Below are 24,642 nucleotides of genomic sequence, written 5' to 3' on the forward strand. Positions count from 1 at the left end.
CCCCCGAGCGTCAGCAGCATTTGACGTAGATCGACGTCGTCGCGGACTTCTCCCGACCCGAACTGTCACGTACGGTCACCGTCGCCGTCCAGCTGGTGCCCGGCGGGCCCTCCGTGTTGTAGGCGTGCCGCGGGGCCCGCGAGCTCGTGATCCATCCGGTGGATCCGGTGCCGTCGCCGTAGTCGAAGTTGTACGAGACGGCGCCACTCGACGCCGACGCGTCGAGAACCGCGTAGATCGGGCCGTAGGGTGGCAGCGGCGAGCCGTCGTCCACCCATCGCAGGGACGCCACCAGCGAGTCCACGAACGTCGCCGTCGCGGAACGGTCGCCGCCGGAGAGCGTTACGGTGCAGCTCTGCGTGCCGGAGCAGTCGCCGGACCAGCCGGTGAAGTCGCCGCCGTCACCGGTCGCCGTCAGGGTGACCTGCGTGCCGTCCGCGACGGAGACCGAGCAGGTTCCCGGGCAGGAGATGCCACCGCCGGTCACCCGGCCCGGTCCGTTGGCCGTCACCGACAACGTCCGGTTCGGCGTCGGCTCGGCGAAGGTGGCGGTCACGCTCATATCGGGGCGATTAGGAACGACCGTGCAGGTGAGGCTCTGGCCGGTGCAGTCACCGGACCAGCCGACAAACGTCGCTCCGGAGTTGGGAACCGCGGTCAGTGTGACCGTATCGCTCAGGTCCCAGGTTCCCCTGCACTCCCTCGCCCCCGCCACGAGGCACATCTGGCCTCGAGAATCCCTGACTCCGCCGGGCCCTTCGGGGGTGATGGTGAGACCGAAGGACGAATCCCGGACGAGGATGGTGCGGGTGGTCTCGGCCGTAAGGCCGGCGGTGTCGGTCACCCGAACGCCGATCTGATAGGTCCCGTAACCGTAGACCTTGCTGGCTTGCGGGGCCGACTGGGGTGCCCCGAAAGTCCCGGTGAAATTGAAGGCATAGCTGGCGATCTGCTCGCCGGGCACGTTCGATTTCGAAGCGCTCGCGTCGGCGGTGACAGTGCCGGCGTACTCGGTCAGGGAGAGTTCGGCGGTGGGCGGTTCCGACCTCGGTGTTGTCTGGGACGGGGTCGGCCCGGTTGATGTGATGGTCGGGTCGGGTTGGCCTGACCCGCTCGATGTCGGGTCCGGCCGCGATGTCGGATCCGGCCCTGGCGTCGGTGTCGGGTCCGGCCGCGGGATGCCGGCGACGACGGTGATCCGGGCGGTGGGGGCGGCCTGTCGGCCGTCGGCGAGGGTGACCCGTGCCGTGATGGTGAACTGCCCTGCCCTCGACCAGCTGTGTGAGACCTGGACGCCGCCGCCGGCGGAACCGTCGCCGAACTCCCAACGCACGGCACCCAACCGTGTGCGGTCGGTCGCCACAGCCCGCATCGTCACCTGCTCGCCGATGGCGGCCCGATCCGCCGACAGCTCGATCGCGACCGTCCCGGTGGTGCCGGGGGTCGAGGGGGTGGGGGTCGAACGGGTCGGGGTCGGCGTGATGGTGGGCGGCGCGGTGGTGGGCGGAGTGGTCGGTGGTGCGGATGACGACCCGGATCCGCCCGGCCCGGAGGACGGGCCCGATGCGCCGCCGCCGGGGACGAGCCCGGCGTCGGGCCGCTCCGGGTCGTACTTCTGGATCTCCACCGTGGTCCCGTCGAGGCGGATCACCCCGGCCCGCTCGCTGGCGGGGTCGTTGTAGAACACGAACGACCCGCTCGGAACGAGCTCGAAGACCGTCTCGTCCCCACCGGCCAGCACCTCGGGGCGGGCCACCACCCGGCCGCTGGCCAGGTCGATCACCGCGACCTCGCCGGTCGTGTAGTCGGGGACGAACACCCGGCCGGCCGCCTCCTGTGCCGGGCCCAGACGATGGCGGGCGGCACCGAGATCCACCGCCCGGTCGCAGGACCTCCGGTCCAGGTCGCTCACCAGCAGCACACCGCGATCACCGGACACGGCGTACACCCGGTCCTGTGTCGGCGAGCCGGTCACCGCCGCCTCGTCGCCCTGGCGGACGTCCAGGCAGGTCGCCGGCCCAGGCACGCCGTCGGCGCCCACCGGGCGGACGGTCCGCGCCGCGGTGTCCACCACCGCGACCCGCCCGCCGGCCAGCACGAGGGTGGCCGCGGCGGGGTCGGCACCGGACGGCTTCGGGTGCTTGCCGGAGTCATCGACACGGATCAGGTCACCGGAGTCACTGTCGATGAGCCACAGCAGCCCGGCACCGTCGACCAGCGCGGCACCCTCGCGGACCCGGGCGCCGAGTGACTGCTCGGGTCCGCGGACCTGCAGCGTCGCCGGGTCCGCGACTGTCACCAGCCCAGCGGTCGCGCTGACGGCGTAGAGGGCTGACCTGCCGGGGAACAGGGCGAGCGGCTCGCCGGCCCGCCCGAGCGGCGCGGGCGCCGTGGTCTTGCGGTACGTCGCGCCGTCGATGCGGGTCACGCTGTTCGCGGTGGCGTTGGCGACGAACGCGTCCGCGCCGGAGCGGGCCGCGGTCAGCTCACCGCGCCCCACCGCGACCTGCGCCACCACCTGGGCGGACGCCCCGTCGGTCAACGCGGAGGCGCCGTCGAGCAGGGCTGCCTGGCCGACCGCCGAGGACACCAGCCAGGTGGTGCCGTCATCAAGGGCCACCGTGCGGGCCTTCGGTCCGTCGGCGGCCGTGACGACCACCGCGGCGGTGCCGAGCAGGACGGCGCACAGCGCCCACCAGACGGCGGGTATGCGGACCACCGGCGGCCAGCCGCCCGTTCTGCTCATCAGCGGCGACGTCGTGGCAGCAGTGGCACCGGGCTGAGTGTCGCGGTGACCCGGCGCCGGACGCCGTCACTGCGGCGCAGCTCGCGACTCGCCGCCGCGGTGAGCTCCCAGGCCCGGCGCGCATCGGTGTCGTCCGGCTCGGTCGCGCCGAACAGGGCGGTGCCGACCAGCGGGGCCAGCAGCGCGAGCTGGTCGCCGACCAGCGGACCGCGCCGCGCGGCGGCCAGGTCGGCGACCTGGTCCGCGGACAGTGACAGGGAGCGGGCCAGCCCGCGTTCGGCGAGCCGGTCACGGACCTCGCGCCAGGCACCGGCCACCCGTGCCGCGGGTGGCCCGGCCCGCGCCCGGCGACGGCGGCGCCGGGCCTTCTCCCCCACGATCCCGGCCGGCACGGCGACGGCCACCACGAGCAGCACCAGCAACAGCACCCACCACAGGCTGCTGGCGCCGGATCCGCCGCCGGTGGCGCCGAGGTCCGCGGACCGGTCGAGCTCCGGGCGGACGACGGCGTCCGCCGCCTGGGCCTCGGGGGCCTGAGCCGCGCCGTCGCCGCCGGTCGGGTCGTCGGGGTCGGGCGGGGGAAGCCGATCCTTGAGTTTGGAGATGTCGGTGGGGTCGAAGGCGACCCAGCCGATTCCCTCGAGGGCGACCTCCGGCCAGGCGAACGCCTGACGGGACGTCACGGTGAACTCTCCCGCCTGTGACGAGGTGCGCCCATCGAGCAGATACCCGACGGCGATCCGGCTCGGCAGGCTCTCGATCCTGGCCAGCAGCACGAACGCGGTCACGAACTGCTCGACGTAGCCGTGATGGTCGGCCTTCACGCCGCCTGGATCAAGGAACCTCTTCAGCGCGCCCAGGGAGTGGCCGGGACGGGCGTCGAGGTCGACCGGGAACATCGTGGAGTTGTTCAGGTAGGCGGTGAGCGAGGTGATCTTGCCGAACGCGGTGGTCTCGGTGCCCACCGCGTCCGCGGCGGCGTAGGTGATCTCCTCCGGGATGTTGGCGGGCAGCGCCAGGTAGGGAAGTATCTCCGTGCCGCGGGCGACGTGGGCGTCCGGGAGTCTGGGGTCGTCCGCGACAGGTACCTGGGCGGTGAGCACGTACCGGTCGCCGGCCCGCAGCGGGTCCGTCGCGGCCAGCGACCCGGAGCTGGGCTGGTACGCGTAGCTGACGGTGGCGTCGCGGATGCCCGTCGGCTGGCCGAGCGTGGGCAGGAACGGGCCGCCCGGGGCCTGGGCGGTGACGTCCATCTGGATCTCGCGGCCGGTCGTGGTCACCGGGGTGTCGTCCGTACCGAGAACGCTGCCGGTGCGGACGAAGACGCTGTCGTCCCGCCAGGTCGCACCGTCGAAGTCCGTGAGCACGGCGGTGCGGATCCGGTCGGTGACGACCTTCCCGTCGTTGCTCGGCAGCCGCACCGTGAAAAGCTTCCGCTCGGCGCCGCCGCGTGCGGACTTGACCTGGACGAGCGGGTTGAGCGTCGAGGTGATGTCGACGGGCGGATGCCGGTGGTCGCGCGGGTCGAACCTGTCGTTCCCCTCGGCGATCGGCGACAGGACGGCGAGGCCGGTGCCGAGCGCCGCCATGAGCGCCACCGCCGGGATCCCGACGGCCAGCTGGCCGGCTCGCGGCCGGCGCCAGGACGGAGCACCGGCCAGCGACCGGGACCGCAGGCCGGACGGTGACCGTCCACGGCCTGGCCGGCTGGTCGGACCACTCGCGTCACTGCCCGCCTGGTCCGCCTCGCCCGAGGCCCCGGCGCCGCCTGGAGCACCCGGGCCGTCCTCGGTCAGGCCTACCGCGACCGCGGCGATCCGGCCACGGCCGGGCAGTTGGGCCGCGCGCACCACGGCGAGCGCCAGCCCGACGACGGCGATCAGCCCGGTGAGCACGAACAGCGAGCGGCCACGGCTGGCGACCAGCAGCAACGCGACGATGTAGCCGAGCAGCGGCGGAAGGAGCGGGGCAAGCACCGCCTCGGCCCGCACGACCAGCACCGCCGCGCTGAACGCCGCCAGCCACACCAGGAGTACGGGCAGCAACAGCAGATCGCCGTCGGGGGCGGCCGGCAGGCCTACGGTGAGCAGCCGCGCCCAGCCGTCCCGGGCGGCGGCACCGAAGTCGGTGACGACTGACGCCCCGTCCGTGAGCCGGCCCGCGAACAGTACGAGAACGCTGAAGGCGAGCGCGCCGGCCAGCCCGGCCAGGCCGACCAGCGGCGCCGGCCGCAGGCGCGCGCCGGCCAGGCAGCCCAGTGCCGCGGCGCAGGCCGCCGCCGCGACCAGTTCGAGGGCGGCGCGCCCGGCCGGGCCGCCGGCGAAAAGCCCGCCGAACGCGAGCCCGACCAGGGCGGTGAGGACCCCGGCGAGCACGACCTGGGCCGGCCGGAAGGACCTGACGGCCGGCGGCGGCGGACGGAAGGTGGTCCGCCGGGCAGGGCGCGGGCGACGCGGGCGCAGCCCCCGCCGCGCCGGGCCGCCCGATCCGGATTCCTCCGGCGCGCCCTGCTCCGGGGGGACCGGTGGGACTGGCCGATCACCCGGTGGGCCGGGCCGGGCAGGCCGCGCGGCCTGAGCCGGAGCCGGAGGCGCAGAGCCGGCCGGCGCCCCGTAAGGAGCCGGTGGAGCGTACGGCGCCGGTGGGGCCGGTGGGGCCGGTGGGGCGAACGGAGCCGGCGGGAACGCCGGCGGCGGGGCCGATGGCGCGGACCCGGCGGCCGGCCGGGTGGGCGGCGGAGCAGCCGGCCGCGGGCGCTGCGGCTGCCCCGGGCCCTGCGGCTGTCGCGGACTCGGCGCCGGCGGAGGGGCCTGTGCCGGCCGCGGGCTCCGCGGGGGCGAAGGCGTCTGCGGTTGGCGGGGCAGTGGTCGGGGTGCGCGGGCCGGCTGTGGCGGTGGCGCGGGGGGCAGATTGAGCACCGGGAGTGGCTGGGTCGTCTCGGCCAGTGAGGGCTCGTCCCGCCGCCGGCCCGGTGGCGGGGTCTCCTGGCCGCTCACCGCCGGACCCAGGAGTTCCAGACCGCGGCGAAGTCGTCGCTGGTCCGCACGTTCACCGTGAGCGCCCCGCGGACGGGTAGCCCCGGGCGCCCGTGCTCCTCCCCGACGCACACCACGCTCGCCATCGCGAACCGCGACCGCACTGCGGACACGGCGCCGAGCCTGGCGCCGGGCGGCTGACCGGTGACCACGCCGAGGACCATGCCGTCCTCACCGGGCGTCATCCGGGTCAGTTCGGCGAGCCCCGGGTCGTCGTCGGCGGGCGCTACGGCGGCAAGCAGGTCAAGCAGGCCGGCCACATCGCGGCTGCTCTCGGCGGCACCACGCCGCCCACCGGTGGTCCACAGCTCCACCGGGAAGCCGTGCTGGGCGCCCGACACCGCCAGCGACGCGGCGACCCGCACCGCGTCCTCGAAGTAGTCGCCCGCGTAGGGGGCGGCGCTGGTGTCGAGCACCACCGTCATCCGCGGTTCGTTGGGAACGACGTTGTGCCGGACCATCATCTTTCCGGTGCGTGCGGTGGACCGCCAGTGGATCAGCCGCAGGTCGTCCCCGCGGACGTACTCGCGCAGGCTGTGGAACGCGACGCCGCCCAGCGGCGAGGTCGCGCTGGTCGGGCCGTCCATGTCCGGCGAGCCGCCGGTCGGCAGCGGGTCCACCGTGTGGATGCGGGGATGCACCCGCAAGGTGGAACGGTCCGGGAAGGCCCGCCCGACGTGCAGCAGGCGCAACGGGTCGGTGTGCCCGACGACGAGCGGGCCGACCTCGAACACCCCGCGTCGGTCGGTCGGCAGCGGGTACGCCGCCTGGAACCGGGCGCCGGGCGCGAGGCTGGGCAGCGCCACGGCCACGGTCTGCTCCCCCACCGTCTCGGCCGCCAGGATCGGCGGGCTGCGCCGCCGCGCCGCGTTGGTGACGGTGACCAGGGCCCGGGCGCCGTCACCCTGGAACACGCTGGGCGGGTGGATCTCCCGGATCAGGGTCACGTCCGGTGTCACCGTCATCCAGCCGGCGGCACACAGCAGCGCCACCCCGGCCACCAGGCCGAGGGCGAGCAGCTCCGGGTAGTCCAGCACCAGCCCGGCCGCGATGAGCACGGCGGTGGCCGCCGCCATCGCGACACCGGAACCGGTGATCCGCGTACTGCCCGTTGCCTGTGAGGACCCCATCGGTTCCCTGCCGGGCTAGTAGGAGGACACGCGCTGGTCGGGAACCGGCATCGAGGTCATGATCGCGCCGAGCAGGCTCTCACTCGTCGCCCCGGACAGTTCCGCCTCGGGCCGCAGCAGCATCCGGTGCCCCAGCACATAGGGGGCGAGGGCCTGCACGTCCTCGGGCTTGACGAACGACCGCCCGGCGGCCGCGGCGTGGGCCTGAGCGGCGACGGCGAGGGCCATCCCGCCGCGGGGGCTGACACCGAGGCGCAGCTCACCAATCCGCCGGGTCTCCGAGACGATCATCACGATGTAGCCGAGCAGGGCCGGCGCGAGGTGGATCCGGCGCACGATCTGCGTCATCCGCTGGACGTCCGCGATGCTCACCACCGGCGACAGCGACCGGGGGGTCACCCCGCGGGCACCGTTGGCGAGGATCTCCACCTCGGCCTCGTACCGCGGGTAGCCGATGTGCAGGCGCGCCATGAACCGGTCGATCTGCGCCTCGGGCAGGTCGTACGTCCCGCCGTGCTCGACGGGGTTCTGGGTGGCGATCACGATGAACGGCCGGGGCACCTCGTACGGGATGCTGTCCGTGGTGGTGACCTGCCGTTCCTCCATCACCTCAAGCAGCGCGGACTGCGTCTTGGGCGAGGCCCGGTTGATCTCGTCGGCCAGGACGACGTTGCCGAACACCGCGCCCGGCTGGAACTCGAACTCCCGGCTCTCGGCGTTCCAGATCTGCACCCCGGTGACGTCGGTCGGCAGCAGGTCGGGGGTGAACTGGATGCGGCGCATCAGGCCGCCCTCGATCGAGCTCGCGATCGCCTTCGCCAACGAGGTCTTGCCGACTCCGGGGACGTCGTCGATCAGGATGTGCCCTTCGGCGGCCAGGCACACCAGCGCAAGCCTGATGACCTCCGGCTTCCCCCGGACGAAACGCCCGATGTTGCCGTGCAGTGCTTCGAAGCACTCGCGGAACCAGGTCACCTCGGCGTCTCCCGCCGCGGCGCCGGCCGCCGGGGGGCTGGTCATGAGCCGCTCCGAACGATCACGCGGCGAACGCTAGGGGAGGTCGAGCGCCCCGGTAAACGGCCTCGCGGTTGTGGTCCCGAAAGGGCAGCACACCCCGCCCTGGCGGGCGATCTCCGGATACCTGCGGGCAGGCGACGTCCCGCGCCGGCCCCGCTGGCCGTACCGGCCGTACCGTGCGGGACGTCACCGGTGCGGAGCACACCGTACGGACGCGGGCGGAGCGTGATGGATCCGGTTGTGGAACTGCGGGACCGCCGGCTTCAGGTCCGTCCCGGGGAGACGGTGCAGACATCCGCGACGGTGCACAACGCCACCGATGTCATCGCCCAGTACACGTTCGAGGTCCTCGGCCCGGCCGCTGCCTGGGCCGAGGTCGTCCCTCCGACGGTCTCCGTCGTGCGCAACGGGCGGAACACCGTCCAGATCCGGTTCCGGCCGCCGGTCGGGCCGGTGGGGAGCGTGCCGTTCGCGCTGCGCTGCGTCTCCCAGGATCATCCCGACAGCGCGGCGGTCGACGAGGGCGAGCTGGTCGTCGGGGCGATCCACGACATCGTTCCCACGGTTACCCCGACCATCTCGCGCGGTCGCTGGACCGGCCGGTGGACGGCGCGGTTCGAGAACCGGGGCACGGTCGCGGCCCGGCTGCGGGTGACGGCGTCCGACAAGCGCCGCGAGCTCGGATTCGCCCTCGCCCCGCACGAGATCGTCGTCGATCCCGGCCAGACCGGCGAGGTCTACCTGAAGGCGCGGGCCAGCGTGCCGACGCTGCTCGGCACCGTCACCCCCCGACCGGTGCAGCTGACCTACACCAGGGCCACCGGCCCGGACGAGAAGGCGGACGAGGGAACCGTCGAGCTGGTGTTCGAGCAGGTCCCCGTACTCTCACGGGCCGTCGCCGCGGTCGGCGCGCTGGCACTCGTCGGCGGTGCCGCGGCCGTCCTCCTGCTGGCCCGGGCCGCGCCGAGCGACAAGCTCGCCTCGGACAAGGTCTCCCGGCCGGACCAGCCCACCGGGCTGACCGCCGAGCCCGCCGGAGCCGGCGCGATCAGCCTGAACTGGTCGGCGGTGCCCAGCGCGGAGAACTACCTGCTCTACAAGCTGGTCGGTGCGGACGCGGACGGAGCCGCCAACGAACTCCATCCGGTGAAGGCCCCCCTGACGGCGCACACCTGGGAGGGACTGGCGGCCGGGGCCCACACCTGCTTCCGCCTCGTCGCCTCCAACGAGGGCGGTGAATCCAAGGCCTCCGAGATGGTGTGCCAGGACGCCGGGGCCAGCCCGGCCACGCCGGAGCCGACCGGCTCGTCGACCCCACCGACGACGCCCACACCCGACCCGAACGTCACCGGCACCACTCCCACCGACCCGGGCGGGAAGACCGGGCAGGGACGTGAGCCTCAGGGCTTCTACGTCGTGCTCGGCAGCTTCTGGAAGGAGGACAAGCAGGAGCAGGACGCTCAGAAGCCACTCCTGCGCAAGACGGAGATCGACCGGGCGCTCGGCGTCACGACGGTGCTGGCGGACGCGGACGCCTCGAAGCGCCTGGGCAGCCAGTTCCCAGGGCAGGTCATCATCTACCTCGACGGGCAGTTCGCCTCCTGGGCAGAAGCCGACGCCTACTGCACGGAGAAGAAGGCCAGTGGGCTGCTCGGCCGGGACCCGGTCTGTTTCGCTCCGCTGGAGGCCGGCAGCGCCACCGTGCGTCCCGTGCCGTCACCCACCCCGGCAGGCAACGGACCGCCGTCGGGGACGCCCAGCGCGCGGCCGACCTCGCTGGTGTTGGGCCGGTAGCCGATGGCCTACGCCCTGGGCATCGACGTCGGCACGACCTTCACCGCCGCCGCGGTCTGGCGTGACAACAGGGCCGAGACGGTCGGCCTCGGCGACCATTCCCCGGTCATCCCCAGCGTGCTCTTCCGGCGGGAGGACGGGCTGATGCTCGTCGGCGCGGCCGCCGAGGCGCGGGCCGTGACCGAGCCCGACCGGGTCGCCCGCGGGTTCAAGCGCCGGCTCGGTGACGACGTGCCGATCTGGCTCGGCGACACGAAGGTCGACGCGACCGACCTCACCGCCGACATGATCCGCTACGTCGTCGCCAAGGTCACCGAGCGGGAATCCCAGGCTCCGGCACACGTGACGTTGGCCTGCCCCGCGACCTGGTCCACGCACCGCCGCGGCCTGCTGGAACAGGCCGCCAGTCGCGCCGGGCTCGGCGAGCGCACACATGTGGGCCTGCTCGACGAGCCGACCGCGGCCGCGGTCTGGTACGCGGCACAGCCGGACCGACAGCTCGGCCCCGGCGAACTGCTCGCCGTCTACGACTTCGGCGGTGGCACCTTCGACGCCACCGTGCTGCGGCGGACCGTCGACGGATTCGAGCTGTGCGGGGCTCCCGGCGGCGAGGACAGCATCGGCGGCGCCGATGTCGACGACGCCGTCCTCGAGCACGTCGCCCGAGCCGTCGGCCCAGGCTGGTACGAGCTGGACGTCGCCGACCCGGCGACAGCGCGGGCGATGGCCGCCGTGGCCGCCGCCGCGGTGACGGCCAAGGAGCTGCTCTCCGACGACACCCGGGCCGAGATCCCGGTCATCCTGCCCGGGGTGAACAGGGTCGTCCCGATCACGCGGGACGACCTGGAGGACTCGGTGCGGGTCCTGATCCTGCGCACCGTCGACGCGTTGCGCAGGACGATAGCCGCGGCCGGGTGCCGGGAGACCGACCTCACCCAGGTGCTGCTCGTCGGCGGGTCGAGCCGCATTCCGATGATCGGCCGGCTGCTGGCGGACCACCTCGGGGTGACCGTCACGGCCGATGCGCACCCGAAGCTGGCCGTCTGCCTCGGTGCGGCGATCTCCGCGGGTGCCCGGCTGGCCGCGGCCTCCGTCCCGGATCAGGCAGCAGCGCCGCGCCGAGACCCCGCGGCACCAGGCTGGCACGACGGCGACTGGCACGACAGCGGCTGGCACGACAGCGGCTGGCACGACGGCGCCGAGCCCTCCCGCACCGCCCCACCGGACGAACTCTCCCGCACCGCCCCACCGGACGAGCTCTTCCGCACCGCCCCGCCGGACGACGTCCCGGTGGAATCCACTAGTACGACGACGGGCGGGTGGAGCAGGACCGGTCCCGGCAGCCAGGTTGATCCCCCGGCGGAACAGGAGGCCCGTCGGGCCGCCGACCTGATCGCCCCGGTACACGGCGGCCCGGCACCCGCCGAGGCCGCGCCCGCGGCGGTGAGCCTGCGGGTCGATCTCGACCGGGCTGGTCTCACCGCCGCGACCGACCAGCTGCTGCGCCCCGCCGCGAGCGTCCCGCGACGGGTCCCGCTCGCCGATCGGGACGCGCCGCTGGTGGTGCGGACCGCGGGCGACAGCGACTACCGAAAGGCCGGTCGACGTGGCGCGGTCGTGTACGCCGCCGTCGCGGCAGTGGTGCTCCTGGTCGCCGTCATCGTCGGGGTCGGCATCGGCCTTGGCGGTGCTACGGGCGATCCCAACCTGGCCGGTGGCGCTCCGCCGTCCACCAGGCAGGGAACCGCCGGCGCCGGTGCCGGCACGGCCCTTCCGGCCACCGAACAGGTCGCCCGGCTGACCGGTGGCCCGTTGGCGGGAGCGGGCATGGGCCCAGGCACGGGCTCGGGCACAGGTGCTGGCACAGGCGGACAGGCAGGCGGCTCCGCGCGCGGAATCGCCCCACGGCCGGGCGGCGGCTGGGTCGCGGTGGGGAGCGAGATCGGCTCAGGCTCGACGGACGAGACGCCCGCCGCCTGGTGGACCGCCGACGGGGCAACCTGGCAGCGCGCCGCGACCGCCGGCTCGGGCGGTGGCGTCACCGGCGGCCTGGGTGCCGTGACCGCGACGTCCGATGGCGCCCGGCTGGTCGCGGTCGGCTGGGACGACAGCGCCGCGGGCGTGTTCACCGCCACGGCCTGGACCTCCACGGACGGGCGAAGCTGGCAGCCGGCCTCGGTCGAACGGGCGTCGAACGCCACATTGCGCGACGTGGTGGCTGTCCCCGGTGGCCTGCTGGCCGTCGGCCAGGATCTCGCGCTCGACCGTGAGGGCGACGGCACCGTATGGACGTCGTCCGATGGCACGTCGTGGAGACGGCTGACCGTCACCGGCGTCGACGGGTTGGGCGTCCAGAGCCTCGACCGGGTCGCCCGGCTTGCCGATGGCAGCCTGCTCGCGGTGGGCCGGGAACCATCCGGGGCTGGCTCGGTGAGCCGGGTCCGGCGTTCGACGGACGGCGGGGCGGCCTGGGCCGCCGTCGAGACGGATCTTCCTGACGGGGCCGAAGTCACCGGCCTGGCGGCACTCCCCGGCGGACGGCTCGTCGGCACGGGCTCCACGCCGGCCGCGGGGCACCGCGAGCCTCGCCTCTGGGTGACCGACGCCGGTGCACGGCGATGGACGCCGCAAGAGCCAGTCGTCGCCGGGAGCACCGGAGGCACCGCGGACGCCGAGGTGGACCTGCTCGGGGTGGTCGCGCCCGGGGCGGTCCTCGCGACCGGAACAGTCGCCGGCTCGACGCCGGCGTCGTGGACGATCGACCTCGACCAGCCCCGCTGAGCGCACCCGGCGCGGGTTCCCCGGTTGCCGTGCTCACCTCACGCTTCCGCCAACATTTATCCGGTCACGCTGCGTCCATATCGGGTCCGACGCCGACCGGAAATCCACAGAATATTCACAGCTACGATCATCCCCTCTCGCGCAGATTCATCGGCGACGTCGAGCCGGGGCGCCCACCTGTGCATCTGATATGAGTTTTCCGGTGATGCCCCGACATTCCGCTAGCATTTGGCGAAGCCGGTCACCGGGGAGAGCCCGCGAGGACCGCGATGCAGCTTTTTCGAGGTGGGAAGGTGCCCCAGATTCTGATCCGTCCAGCCTTCGGCGACCGGCCGCGTCGGCCACTGCGACGAGCAGTGGCGACCGTGGGAGCCGTTGCGGCCCTGCTCATCCCGTCCGCCTGCTCGTCGTCCGACGGCTCCGCGGACCCGTCGGCCACAACGGCCGCGACGGCGCCTGCCGGGAAGTCGGTGACGCCCGAGGTCACCGCCGCGGCGAAAGAATTCCTCGCCACGCTGGACGACTCGAAGAAGGACACGGTCTCGTTCGAGTGGAGCGACGACGAGCAGAAGAAGAAATGGTCGAACTTCCCGGCCGCTCTCTACTCACGGTCGGGTCTTCGCTGGGGCGACATGAGCGAAACCCAGCAGAAGGCCTGGCTGAAAATCATGAAGGTCTCGCTGAGCACCGAGGGCTACAACCGCGTCCTGAGCGAATGGGACGCGGACGAGGCGCTCGCGAAGCAGACCGGCCAGACGGACCAGTACGGCAAGCAGTACTACTACCTGGCCGTGATCGGCACGCCTTCGGACAGCAGCCCCTGGATGTGGCAGTGGGGCGGGCACCATGTGACCGTCAACGCCACCATCGCCTCCGGCGTCGTGTCGGTGACCCCGAGCTTCATCGGTGACCAGCCGGCCTCCTACACCGACGCCGACGGAAAGACCGTGCGCCCGCTCGGCGACATCGAGGACGAGGCCTTCGCTCTGGTCGACTCGCTCGATGACGACCAGAAAAAGGCCGCCGTGCTCGGCGACACGCCGATCGACCTCGTTCTCGGCCCCGGCGAGGACGGCAAGACGATCGCTGCGGAAGGGCTTGCCCTGTCCGAGCTGAACAGCGACCAGCAGGCCGCCGCGCTGAAGGTGATCGGCCACTACACCGGACTGGTCGACGACACCGATGCCGCCATCCGGATGAACGAGGTCAGGTCCGTGCTCGACCAGACCTACCTGGCCTGGTATGGACCAACCACCAAGGGCAGCGCCGCCTATTTCCGCTTCAGCGGCCCGAACCTCGTCATCGAATACTCGCCGCAAGGGGGAATGGCTGGCGTGCCGGGGGCCGGCGGCAGCCTGCCCGGCGGCGGGACCCCGCCGAGCGGAGCTCCGCAGAACGGTGGAACACCGCCGAGCGGAGCTCCGCAGAACGGCGCCGGTCTGCCGAACGGCGGGACCCCGCCCAGTGGCGCCCCGCAGAACGGTGGCGCGGCCGGCCAGAGCGGAGGGCAGACCTCCGGAGCCTCGACAAACCACATCCACGGCGTCTACCGCGACCCGAGCAACGAGTACGGCGCGAAGTACACGTCATGAGCCCCGCGGCCGGTGGCCATCCCGCCCGGAGGGCATTGGCCCGGCTGATTGTGCTGGGCCTGCTGCTCGGCGCCGGCGTGGCGGGGCTCGCCGCACCCGCGTCGGCACATCCCACCGACGAGATCGTCCAGCAGCTCTACGTGACGCCGGAGCGGCCCGGGCTGGCCGTCGAGCTCGACATCACCCCGGGTGTGCTCGTCGGCGCCGCGTACGTCCAGCAGCTCGACAGCGATGGCGACGGCACAATCGGCCCGGCGGAAGGCAACGCGCTGGCGGAGGCCGTCCGCGCCGACCTGTCCATCCAGATCGACACGGCGACGGTCGAGCTCAGGCAGGTCGGCGTCCGCGTCCCCGAGGCGGAGCTGCTCGCCGCGGGAGTCGGCACGATCCAGCTTTTCTGGGCCGCGGATCTGCCGGCGGGCTCCCGCGGCCTGCGCATCCACGATTCCTACGATCCCGGTGCGGTGCCCAAGGTCCAGATGAGCATGCTCGTCGGCGCCGACGCGGTGCCGGTCGGCGCCATCCAGCACACCGACGGCGGGCGCACGATCAGCGCCGCGCTCAACGAGGCCGCGACCGCGGCCGGCGACAGCAGCTCGGGGACCTCCACCGACGATCGCGACGGGCGCGGCGGGCCGGGCGGCGCGACGATGATCGAGGGTCTGCGCCGCCCGCTGACCAGTCCGTGGGCGCTGGTGAGCCTGCTGGGCGCCTGCGTGCTGCTGGGTGCGCTGCACGCTCTCACCCCCGGCCATGGGAAGGCACTGCTGGCGTCCTACCTGGTCGGCGAGTCGGGAACCGGCCGGCACGCGGTCGGCCTCGGCGTGGCCATCACGTTCACGCATACGGCCGCTGTCCTCACCTTGGGCGTCGCGGTCCTGGCCGCGGGCAATCACTTCGTTCCCGGGGCGGTCGTGCCCGCGCTGACGGTCGCGGCCGGGCTGTCGGTACTCGCGCTCGGCGCCCGCCTCGTCCGCCGCCGTTGGCAGTCCAGCCTCGCTCCCGTCACCGCCACGCACGACCACTCGCACGGGCAGGACCACCACCCCGGCCACGCGCACACGCACTCCCACGGGCGCGGGGACGGAAATGGCGCGGCGGGGCGGGCCGGTGGGCCGCGCGGGGTGTTGGCGATGGGCTTCTCCGCGGGTCTCATCCCCTGCCCGGAGGCGTTGAGCGTGATGCTCCTCGCCGCCGGGCTTCACCGCGCGGCGCTCGGCATCGTGATGATCATCGCGTTCAGTGTGGGCCTGGCCGGGGTACTCGTCGGGATCGGGCTTGCGCTTGTCAGGAGCGCGCCCCTGCTGGCCCGCGTCACCGACCGCGTCCCGGCCCGCCTCGGTCGAGCGGTCCCGCTCCTGTCCGCGCTGGTGGTGTCGGCGCTGGGTGCGGTCATGGCGGTCACCGGGGCGACCCAGCTCGCCGTCGCCATCTGAACTTCGCGACCAGCGCTACCGCCGTGAACCGCGGCGCCTGGTACTCCTACAGCTGACCGCAGCTCCCCAGCCAACCGAAAACAATCCCGATGACGGAATTTCTGGACAACAGCTGCCAATGGCAGGGCCGGGACGGTGGAAACCGTCCCGGCCCTGTTTTTTCATGCGTGGTGGTTCCGGACCGCGCTCAGCGCTGGGTGTAGAAGACGCCGATCTTGTCGTTCTCGGTGGCGGCACGGCCGTGGAATCCAGCGATCTGCCAGCCGGACGGCGCCGTGTACGTGACGCAGGTGGACGTCGTGGCCCCACCGGCGAGGGTGCGCCCGAGGTTGGTGGTGAACCTGGTGTAGAAGACCCGGGTGCTGCTGTCCTTCACGCCTGAGCACAGGTAGACGGACGTCAGGTACTCACCGCTGCCCAGGGTCAGCGACTGGGCGGTTCCGCCGGTGCCGCCGTGGTTCAGTGTGGTGCCGTTCGTCAGGGTCAGGCCGACCTGGTCGACGCGGGAGCCGGAACGCAGGCGCACGGTGCTTACCGTGGCGCCGGCAGGAATGGCGTTGATGTCGGTGTAGGCCGTGCCACCGGAACCACCGAACTGGTCGCTGGCCTGGTAGGCGCTGTTACGGGTCCAGCTGAAGTCGACGGCGATCGGGAAGTGGTCGGAAAGCATGACGCCGGCGGAGTTCAGGAAGTCGGCGTTGCGGTTGGCGTAGCCGGTGGCGTTGAGGGTGACGAAGCTGCTGCTGCGGTACAGGACCTTGTCGACGACCTCGCAGGTGTCGGTGGGCGCAGCCTCGTCGCAGACCAGCGCGGTGCTGCCGGTCGCGGGTGCGACCCCGCCGCGCTCCAGCTTCACCCAGGCGTCGGTCAGTCCGTTCGCCGCGGCGAAGGCGGCGATGGTGTCGCCGGTGCGGGTGTAGCGGGCGTTGGTGTCACCCATCACCACCACGGCGTTGCCGGCCGAATGCGACGAGATGTACGAGGCCAGCTGGCTCAGGTTCGAGGCCCGGGCGCTGGTGTCCGCGCTGGTGGTCCCGGCGTCCGCGTGCAGGTTGTAGAAGTCGACGTAGACGCCCTCGCCGAGGCGGATCCGCTTGAAGGTGAAGCCCTTCGGCGTCAGGCAGTCGGCGCTGTCGAAGGTGCTGCAGTCATCCCAGGTCACCCGGTCGAGGTCGCTGTAGCTGACCTTCGAGAGGGTGTTGAGCCCGCTGCCGAACGGGACGCCGCCGCTGGTCGGCGTCCGGTACGCGTGGGTGGTGTCGCCGTCATAGAGGTAGGAGTGGTAGTTGAAGTCCTCCTGCACCTGGACGATGTCGTAGGGGCCGAGGCGCTGGCCGATGGTGGTCGTGCTCTCCGCGCGCGGGGTCTCCGCGCTGGAAAGCGCTTCGGGCAGGCCCGCGATGTTGTAGGTCAGGGCGGAGAAGGAGCCTCCGGCCGGTGAGGCGGCGTTCGCGGCCGGAGTGGCCACAGCTGCGGCACCGATCGCGAGTGGCAGGGCCAGGGCAGCCGCGAGCAGGGCACGGCTCGGGCGGGAAAACAAACGCATCAGTTCTCCGCATCGGCAGATGTCGGACGGAATCTGGCGTCGGAAAACTATGGCCCGCGTTACAGAACGGTCAACGGTCCACAATCGAAACAATCAGGCAACAATTGACAACCCGCCAGCGGCGATACCACACAAACCCGCACCCAGACCTGACGGACGTACTCGTCGAACTCGGGGCACCCGGCGACGGTGAACGGCATTCCGCTTTCGACCTCTATACGCGTTCACCCCGTCACGCTACGCTCATATCACGAGCTCGCCTGTTCCACACTCGCCGCCCCCGGCTCCGGACGGTGCCACCCCCAGGGGCAGGCAGTGGCCGGCAGGAGGAGCTGCAATGGGATGTTGCTGCGGAGGCGGGAGCGAGCCGGTGAAGAATCTGTCCGCCCCTGCCCTTGCCCTGCTACTGCTGCTCGCGCTGAGCGCGAGCGGGATCTCGGCCGGCGACTCCACCGCCACGCGCCCGGCGTCCGGGTCGGTGCACAGCCGGCAACCACAGCCGTCCGGCGAGAGCGGCGAGGCCACCGAGCCCGGCGAGGGCAGGGTCGCCGAGGCCGCGGGTCGCACCGACGAGATCCGGAAGATCGAGCGGATCGAGAACAGGTTCCGGCGGAACCATCTCGGCACCCAGAGCCGATTCCAGGCCGATACGGACGGCTGCGCGGCGCATTCCTACGGCGAGGTCCACGTCTTCTTCCTGCAGCAGCCGTGCTCCGCGCTGAGCCGGGCGCAGTTCACGATCACCGACGGCAGGGGAAACATCGCGCTGGTCGCCGTCTCCTGGGTGGAGATGCCCGATCTTGACAGTGCCCGGGCCTTCCAGGAACTGGTCGACGACGCCCAGGGCACGGGGAACATCACCGAACTCTCGCGAGAGGCGGGCCCCTACCAGGCCGTCGCGTACAGCGGCGACGCCTACGGGTCACGCCGCCGCGGCCTCGTCGTCACGAGCGCTCAGGCCGAACCGGTCACTCTCGGCTGGGCAGGAATCCCACTCGCCACGGTCGCCGCCGACGCCGTCCGCTGACCGGCCATCATTCTCGGTATGGAGCTGTGGGGTGCGGCGCTGTACGGGGATCCTTGTGGCGAATGCCAGTTCGACTGGCGGATCGACATGGTGCACGCTGTCGTGCTGGTAGCGGCGTCACCCGCCGAGGTCGATCGACGGTCCAGGGATGCGGTTGGCGGCGAGCGGCTGTCCGCCGGAGCGTGGAGCGTCGCCGAGTACGTCAGCCACATGGCCGACAACCTGCGGAACTGGGCCGAACGGGTCCAGGGAGCGCGCCTGGCCGGCATCACCGACATCGCGGGGTACGACCCCGATGAGCTGGCCCGTGCCCGCCGGTACGACAGCGTTCCGCTGGCGGCGGCCCGGTGGGCCCTCGGGATCAGCGCGCCCGCCTGGGTTGACGTCATGCGCGCCGCGCTCGCCGAGGGCGTCGTCGTCCGCCACGCGACGCGCGGTGAGCAGCAGGCGGCCGACATCGTGCGGAACAACGCCCATGATGTGTGGCATCACCTGTGGGATATCGACCGTGTTCTCGGCCGGAGCGCCGCCGGGGTCAGTCGCCCGGGGTAGGTGCGGCGAGGCCGGCTGCCTTGGCGGTCAGTTCCACGGAGCGCAGGCGCTGGGCGATCGTCGGGGACTGGTGGGCGACGATGAGCTCGTCGGCGTCGGCGTGGGTGGTGAACCAGTCCAGGTACTCGCCGACCGTGTCCGGGGTGCCGGCGGCGGTGTACTTCATCATCTGGACGAGCTGCTGCCCCTGCGGTGCCGCGAGGATCTCGTCCGCCTCGGCGTCGGTGAAGGTCTGGCCGCGGCCGAGCAGCCAGCTGACCCGCTGGCGGCGGATCGTGCGCTGCTGGTCCTGTGCGTCGTCGGCGGTGTCCGCGGCGATGACGTTGACGCCTGCGATGACGTACGGCTGGTCGAGCTGCGCCGACGGCTGGAACAGGCGGCGGTAGAGGGCGACCGCGTCCTGCAGGGCGTTCGGGGCGAAATGCGACGCGAACCCGTAGGGCAGCCCGAGCGCCGCCGCGAGCCGGGCCCCGAACAGCGACGACCCGAGGATGTACAACGGGACGTTCGTGCCCTTGCCGGGGGTGGCGTCGACGCCGGGGATGAGCGACCGGCCGGCCAGGTAGCCCTGAAGCTCCTGGACGTCCTGCGGGAACCGTTCGGCCGAGCGGTCGTCCCGGCGCAGGGCGTACATCGTCTGCTGGTCGCTGCCTGGGGCCCGGCCCAGACCCAGGTCGATGCGGCCGGGGTGCAGCGTCGCCAGCGTGCCGAACTGCTCGGCGATGGTGAGCGGCGAGTGGTTCGGCAGCATGACACCGCCGGAGCCGAGCCGGACGGTGCTCGTGTTCGCCGCGACATGCGCGATGAGCACGCTGGTCGCGGAGGACGCGATCCGCGGCATGTTGTGATGCTCGGCGTACCAGATCCGCTGGTAGCCGAGGGACTCGGCCAGGCGCGCGAGCGCGACGCTGCCTTCGAGGCTCTGCTGCGCGGTCTCGTCGACGCCGATCGTCGCCAGGTCGAGGATGGAGAGCGGTACTGTCATCGGTTGAGCCCTTCGTCATCGGCGTCGTCACCGCCGTCGCGGTCGCCGCCGTCACCTCCGTCGCCGGGGCGTGCCCTTCAGGCAGCCCGACAGGTGCAACGTCAGGTGAGCAGGCCGGCCTTCCTGGCCTCGTCGAGCCACTGCGGGTACTCCGCCAGCAGGAGATCGAAGACCTGCCGGTCGTCGAGGGCCTCGATGTCGTCCGGCTCGACGAAGTGCGCGTTGTCCACTGGACGTCCACGCAGGTCGTCGAGGCGGCGCAGGAAGTCGAAGGGGCCCTCCCCCACGCCGAGGAACTTGTAGAAGATGTTCCGCTGCGACGCGGTGACCAGCTCCTGCCTGGCGGCGGTCCGGCTGTTCGGCGCGCCGTCGGTGACGAACAGCACGTATACCGGCAGCCCGTCGGCCGGAAAGTGCTCGCGGACGAGCGTCATCGCGGCGGCGTAGTCCGTCCGGCCCATGCGCCGGCCGGTGCGCAGCCGGTCGATTCCCCCGGCGTAGTCCGCGAGGGTGAGCTCGCCGGCGTGGACGGCGCCGGTGTCGAAGATGAACACGTCGATGGCGCCGTCGTCGTCGAACTGGGTCGCGAGCGCCAGGGCCCGTTCGGCGATCCGCTGGACGACGCCCTTGACGTACAGGGCCCGCATCGATCCACTGTGGTCGACGCACAGCGCGACCTTCGCGCGGGCGGTGTCCAATGCCTGTGCCGACAGCCGAGAACGCGCCTCCTTGACCAGACTGAGCAGCTCAGGGGCCTGGGCCTCGATCTTCTCCAGCGATATCGGCATGGACCACACGCTATCGGGCCGCTCCTGGGCGGCCGGCCGAGCAGCCGGGCGGAGCGGCCCGGTCGCGGTGGGGCCAGCCGGGTAACGCGGGTCAGCCAGGTGAGCTGGCTCAGTTAGGTGAGCTGGCTCAGCGCTTGACGACCAGCTGGGAGGCGACGGTCGGCAGGTCCGCGTAGGTGACGATGCCCGGCCGTGCGGCGACCACGGCGGGAATCGCGTTGACCACCGGCAGAGCTGTGATCATCGAGCCCATGGCGCTGATGTCGTCCATGGTGAGGTTGGTGAGGTCGGCGGGGAGGACCTCGACCCGCAGGTTGATCTGCGGAGTGCCGCGAACCTCCATCAGGTAGGCCATCGCGATGTCCCAGGCTGGTTCGATGTCGGCGGCGACCGTCCAGCGGACCTGCGCCTCCACCAGATCGGTGCCGGCCACCGAGCCGATCCAGCGCGCGTCGATCCCGGCGACGCTGCCGGCCCGCACCGTGCGGCCGGGGACGTCGGCGTCGGTGGTCGCGTGGGCGAACTCGACCTCGCAGCGGATGTCGTCCAGCTCCAGGCCGAGCTGGTGGGCGATCGACTCGACGGCGTCACCGAACACCGCGGTGGCCTTGCGGATCTCGTCGGCGTGGCCGGGGTCGCCGGCGGGGCGGCCCCAGCCGAGCTCGTTCTGGTTCGCGTCGCCGGCCCACAGCCCGATGTTGAACGACTCGGTGACCCGGATGTAGTTCACCTCCCGGCACGGGCCGGTCGCGACCGCGGCGAGGTAGTCGGCGAAGCCCGGGTTGATACCGCTGCCGAACAGGCTGGCGTTGCCGGCGCGCGCGGCCTCGTCGAGCGCGGCCCGGCTCTCGGCACCGTAGGCGCGGCCGGTGATGAAGCCCGCGCTGGAGACGACGTTGATACCGGCCCGCAGCAGCCGGGTCAGGTGCTCGACGTCGGGGTACAGCGGCATGTAGATCACACAGTCGGGACGTAAGGCGATCAGCGCCTCGACGTCGTCGGTCGCGGTGACACCGAGGTCACGGTCGAGGCCGGCCAGCTGACCTGCGTCCTTTCCGACCTTCTCCTTGCTGAACGCGAACAGCCCGACCAGCTCGAGCAGTCCAGGACGCTCGACGATCGCCTTGATCGACTCCTTCGCGACGTTTCCCGTCGTCCATTGCACGACGCGCACCGGCCGGGTCGCCTCAGTCATTGTTCTTCCTCAGGTACGAAGTTGTAAGGAACCGTGCGCGCACACGGACAAGGCCGCCAGTTCATCGTGGGCGCGAGTGAAAGTGAATTTTCGTTGGGCACTTGCTCAGCTTTGCTGCGAGCTTTCTAACACACCTTTCTCCGGCCCGGCAAGGTACCTCGTTTACCTCGCGGGGCGGGGGGCCGGTCGCCTGCCGCCGGCCACGAACACCCGACCACGGACACGGCCACCGGTCGCGGGCGCCGGGCACGGAGGCCGGACACGGGCGAGGCGCGGTCGCGCCCTGCGTCGTCGCGTTGACGCGGCGCAGGACAGAGGTTCGGCGCCGGGTCAGACGGGCGGCCAGCCTGATCGATGTTCGGGAGCTTTCTGACAGCCATGGTCAGCTTCCAGTGTTCGCATGGTTGTCGCGTACCCACACATAAAAGGCTCCTTGTGGTCTCTCACTCAAGCTTCTTGACGCCCATGTAGCCACAGATTTCGCAAGCCTTCGGGAGCACTATTTTTGATCGGATACCGAGAGCTCTTTACCCCGATTTTGGGCTACCCGCGGATCTTGGCAGGGCCGGGACTTTCTCGCCCGTAGGCCTGAAGTCGCCCCTGGAGTTACCGAAAGCGCTGGTCACGGCGGTAGTTCGGATTTCACCGGCTCCCCCTGTGCCACTTCGGGCCGGCAATACCGGACGGACGGGTCGTCCAGGCGGGATTTCGACACCATTCGACAGCGCACGATCCGCGGCAAATTCATTCAATACATTGATCGAATCCCCGTTTCAGACATTAATGTCACCCTGGCCGCGCGTGGGTCGCACTCGGGGAAGCCGACGACCTCGACGCACGGCAAGGCGGCAACGGCGATGGCGGGCGGCAGGGGCGGGGGCTGGTGCGCGGGTGGTAGCTCGTGGCGGCAGGCAGCAGGGCGGCTCGTGGCGGCGGGTAGCTCGTAACGGCAGGCAGTTGGTGACTTCTGTTGGCAGGCAGCAGGCGGCTCCAGACGGCTGGCGGCCGGTGGCGGCACGCGGTGGATGGCGGCGTGCGGGTTCTCCGTGGCACGGTCGGGTAACGTCGGCCGGCGGCTGGAAGGCATCTGGCAGGCGCGGGAGTACCAGCCCCGTGCCCGGCGGGTCCACCTGTGCCTCCGGCGTTCAGGCTCCGGAGCCAGGGAGGCGTGCTGAGCAGAGTTGTGGTGGTCGGCTCGGTCAATATGGACGTGCTGACCCGCTGCGTGCGCATGCCCCGGCCCGGTGAGACCGTCCCGGGAGGCTCCGTGAGTCTTCTGCCGGGCGGGAAGGGCGCGAACCAGGCGGTCGCGGCACGCCGGGCGGGTGCGGCGACATCCATGGTGGGTGCCGTCGGTGACGACGACTTCGGGCGGATACTGCGCGACTTCCTGAAATCCGAGCATCTGGACCTCGGCCGGCTGACCGCGGTTCCAGGGCCGTCCGGTACCGCGGTTATTCTCGTCGACGGGTCGGGCGAGAATGCCATCACCATTGTTCCGGGTGCGAATGACCGGGTGCTGCCGAATTCGCTCGACGGCCTCCCTCTCACCCCGGGCGATATCCTGCTGTTGCAGGACGAGATTCCCGAGGCAACGAACATTGCGGCGATCGCCCGGGCCGGGGAAGCCGGTGCGGTAACGGTGCTGAACCTCGCCCCGTATCGGCCGACGCCGCCTGGCGTGCTGCGCGACGTCGATTATCTGGTCGTGAACGAGACCGAGTTCGCCAATGTCACCGGTGTCGGGGCGGACCTGGCGGCGGCGATGACGTCCGATCGGGTGGAGGGGCTGCTGGCTGACGGCGCGGGGGTGGCGCCCAACGTCGTCGTCACCCTCGGCGCCGAGGGCCTGTTGGCCCGGCTCGACGGCGCTGTCCTACGGGTGCCCGGCTTTCCGGTGACGGCGGTGGACACCACCGGCGCGGGCGACTGCTTCTGCGGCGCGTTCGGCGCGGCCCTGGCCCGAAGCGAGGAGCCTGAGCAGGCGCTGCGGTACGCCAGCGCCGCGGCCGCCCTGTCGGTACGCAGCCACGGGGCCGGGCCCTCGATGCCCACGGACGCCGCCATCAACCATTTCCTCGGCTCACCGGCTCGGTAGCCGAGGGCTGCGGCCTGTTGGGGAACGAACCAAAGGCGGCCGTGCGACGCCCCGGGCAGGCCAACGGACACGTACCTGCGGCGGACATGCCCGTCAGGTCACGTTCCTTGATCGGAAGGGCAGCACTTCATAGGCTGTCGGGCGGCGTGATGAAGACCGGGTCAACAGCATCATGTCTCTGTATTGGCCTGGTTGATGAACCGGGGGTGGCGTGACAGACAACGGGGGAAGCGGCGATGGCGGTGACCGTCGCCTGCGGCTTGGCCTGGAGATCGCAGGCCTTGTTGTCGCCATTATCGGCGTAATCGTCGGGATCAGGGCGTACCAGAACGGGAGTCCACAGGCATCGCCTCCCGGCGGCCCGGCCACGGTGCGAACCACCGCGAGCCCAGATATCACCGACCTGCTGAGCGGCGGCGGCCAAACGCAGGGCGCTCTGCCGCCCTATCTTTCTCCTTCGTATTCTGCACTTCTGGGCGTACCGACCTACACGGGGCCCACGGAGACCAGGCCAGAGCTTCTGAGCGTTCCCGAGTCCTTCATCGGCCGGTGGCAGGGCGTGGTTTCATCGGCCAGCTCGAGATCTCCCGTAAATATTACGATCGCCGGCGGTCGGCTGGGCACGACGGTGGGCACCGCCGACTATCCGAAGTTGCAGGCCGCCGACGGTTCACCCTGCGTCAAGACCCTGGTCCTCCTTGCAGCTTCACCAGACCAGCTCGAAGTATCGGAGGAGCTCAGGGACTCCCCCTACTGTTCCGACTACAGTTTTCTGTCAAACAACATCATCATATCCCGGTCCGGATCGACGCTTTCGGCCAGGTGGTACCCAGGCGGATTCGCCCCCACGGGGAAAGCAGTCAGAGAAGCCGTCATACAGAAGGTCAATTCATTCTCGTAGCCGATGACGGCCGCCACGC

Annotated in this window: 16 protein-coding genes; 8 read left to right on the forward strand and 8 right to left on the reverse strand. The window is 71.7% G+C overall.

The window, feature by feature from the left end:
- Positions 1-10: 10 nt before the first annotated feature.
- The 4 genes from ACG83_RS02210 to ACG83_RS02225 all read right to left on the reverse strand — a co-directional run bounded on the left by ACG83_RS02210 (position 11) and on the right by ACG83_RS02225 (position 7,931).
- On the reverse strand, positions 11-2,746 hold the full coding sequence (locus ACG83_RS02210; RefSeq protein ID WP_054564471.1) for a PKD domain-containing protein: 2,736 nt from the start codon (positions 2,744-2,746) through the stop codon (positions 11-13).
- Complete coding sequence (locus ACG83_RS02215) at positions 2,746-5,121, reverse strand: transglutaminase domain-containing protein (protein ID WP_054564472.1); 2,376 nt, start codon at positions 5,119-5,121, stop codon at positions 2,746-2,748. The genes ACG83_RS02210 and ACG83_RS02215 overlap by 1 nt, the downstream gene beginning before the upstream one ends.
- A gap of 617 nt (positions 5,122-5,738) precedes the next feature.
- The gene (locus ACG83_RS02220; protein WP_054564473.1) at positions 5,739-6,911 is read right to left on the reverse strand and encodes a DUF58 domain-containing protein; all 1,173 of its coding nucleotides are present in this window, start codon (positions 6,909-6,911) and stop codon (positions 5,739-5,741) included.
- A 15-nt stretch (positions 6,912-6,926) separates the two neighbouring features.
- Entirely contained in the window at positions 6,927-7,931 is a 1,005-nt protein-coding gene (locus ACG83_RS02225; protein WP_054564474.1) for a MoxR family ATPase, read from the reverse strand.
- A gap of 225 nt (positions 7,932-8,156) precedes the next feature.
- Between ACG83_RS02225 and ACG83_RS02230 the strand changes: the two genes are divergently transcribed.
- The 4 genes from ACG83_RS02230 to ACG83_RS02245 all read left to right on the forward strand — a co-directional run bounded on the left by ACG83_RS02230 (position 8,157) and on the right by ACG83_RS02245 (position 15,531).
- Positions 8,157-9,722, forward strand: coding sequence for a fibronectin type III domain-containing protein (locus ACG83_RS02230; RefSeq protein WP_054564475.1), 1,566 nt, complete (start codon positions 8,157-8,159; stop codon positions 9,720-9,722).
- A gap of 3 nt (positions 9,723-9,725) precedes the next feature.
- Positions 9,726-12,503 (forward strand): Hsp70 family protein, encoded by a 2,778-nt coding sequence (locus ACG83_RS02235; protein WP_054564476.1) that lies wholly within the window; start codon positions 9,726-9,728, stop codon positions 12,501-12,503.
- Between the two features lie 365 nt (positions 12,504-12,868).
- Positions 12,869-14,095, forward strand: coding sequence for a DUF3500 domain-containing protein (locus tag ACG83_RS02240; RefSeq protein ID WP_161934718.1), 1,227 nt, complete (start codon positions 12,869-12,871; stop codon positions 14,093-14,095).
- Positions 14,092-15,531 (forward strand): nickel/cobalt transporter, encoded by a 1,440-nt coding sequence (locus ACG83_RS02245; RefSeq protein WP_083472978.1) that lies wholly within the window; start codon positions 14,092-14,094, stop codon positions 15,529-15,531. Before ACG83_RS02240 ends, ACG83_RS02245 begins: the two co-directional genes overlap by 4 nt.
- 187 nt (positions 15,532-15,718) lie before the next feature.
- Here the strand turns inward: ACG83_RS02245 and ACG83_RS02250 are convergent, their stop codons facing one another.
- On the reverse strand, positions 15,719-17,077 hold the full coding sequence (locus ACG83_RS02250; protein ID WP_054564479.1) for a jacalin-like lectin: 1,359 nt from the start codon (positions 17,075-17,077) through the stop codon (positions 15,719-15,721).
- Positions 17,078-17,447: 370 nt separating this feature from the next.
- Here ACG83_RS02250 and ACG83_RS02255 point away from each other — a divergent pair, with 370 nt between their 5' ends.
- Together ACG83_RS02255 and ACG83_RS02260 are read left to right on the forward strand one after the other, a co-directional pair.
- Positions 17,448-18,104, forward strand: a complete 657-nt coding sequence (locus ACG83_RS02255; protein WP_054564480.1) for a hypothetical protein — start codon at positions 17,448-17,450, stop codon at positions 18,102-18,104.
- 18 nt (positions 18,105-18,122) lie between these two features.
- Positions 18,123-18,656 (forward strand): DinB family protein, encoded by a 534-nt coding sequence (locus ACG83_RS02260; protein ID WP_054564481.1) that lies wholly within the window; start codon positions 18,123-18,125, stop codon positions 18,654-18,656.
- On the opposite strand, the gene ACG83_RS02265 is transcribed toward ACG83_RS02260, so the two are convergent.
- The 3 genes from ACG83_RS02265 to ACG83_RS02275 form a co-directional block, all read right to left on the reverse strand.
- Positions 18,640-19,641: an LLM class flavin-dependent oxidoreductase gene (locus tag ACG83_RS02265; RefSeq protein ID WP_054564482.1), complete on the reverse strand. Its 1,002-nt coding sequence runs from the start codon at positions 19,639-19,641 to the stop codon at positions 18,640-18,642. The two genes, ACG83_RS02260 and ACG83_RS02265, sit on opposite strands and share 17 nt — an antisense overlap.
- 101 nt (positions 19,642-19,742) lie before the next feature.
- Positions 19,743-20,429 (reverse strand): VWA domain-containing protein, encoded by a 687-nt coding sequence (locus ACG83_RS02270; protein WP_054564483.1) that lies wholly within the window; start codon positions 20,427-20,429, stop codon positions 19,743-19,745.
- A 127-nt stretch (positions 20,430-20,556) separates the two neighbouring features.
- Entirely contained in the window at positions 20,557-21,624 is a 1,068-nt protein-coding gene (locus ACG83_RS02275; RefSeq protein ID WP_054564484.1) for a dihydrodipicolinate reductase, read from the reverse strand.
- A gap of 1,168 nt (positions 21,625-22,792) precedes the next feature.
- On the opposite strand from ACG83_RS02275, the gene ACG83_RS02280 reads away from it, so the two are divergent.
- Positions 22,793-23,722, forward strand: coding sequence for a ribokinase (locus tag ACG83_RS02280; protein WP_054564485.1), 930 nt, complete (start codon positions 22,793-22,795; stop codon positions 23,720-23,722).
- A 211-nt stretch (positions 23,723-23,933) separates the two neighbouring features.
- Positions 23,934-24,623 (forward strand): hypothetical protein, encoded by a 690-nt coding sequence (locus ACG83_RS43805; protein WP_131831191.1) that lies wholly within the window; start codon positions 23,934-23,936, stop codon positions 24,621-24,623.
- Positions 24,624-24,642 lie beyond the last annotated feature (19 nt).

This window comes from Frankia sp. R43 (genome assembly GCF_001306465.1).
In the GTDB taxonomy this organism is placed as follows: domain Bacteria; phylum Actinomycetota; class Actinomycetes; order Frankiales; family Frankiaceae; genus Parafrankia; species Parafrankia irregularis.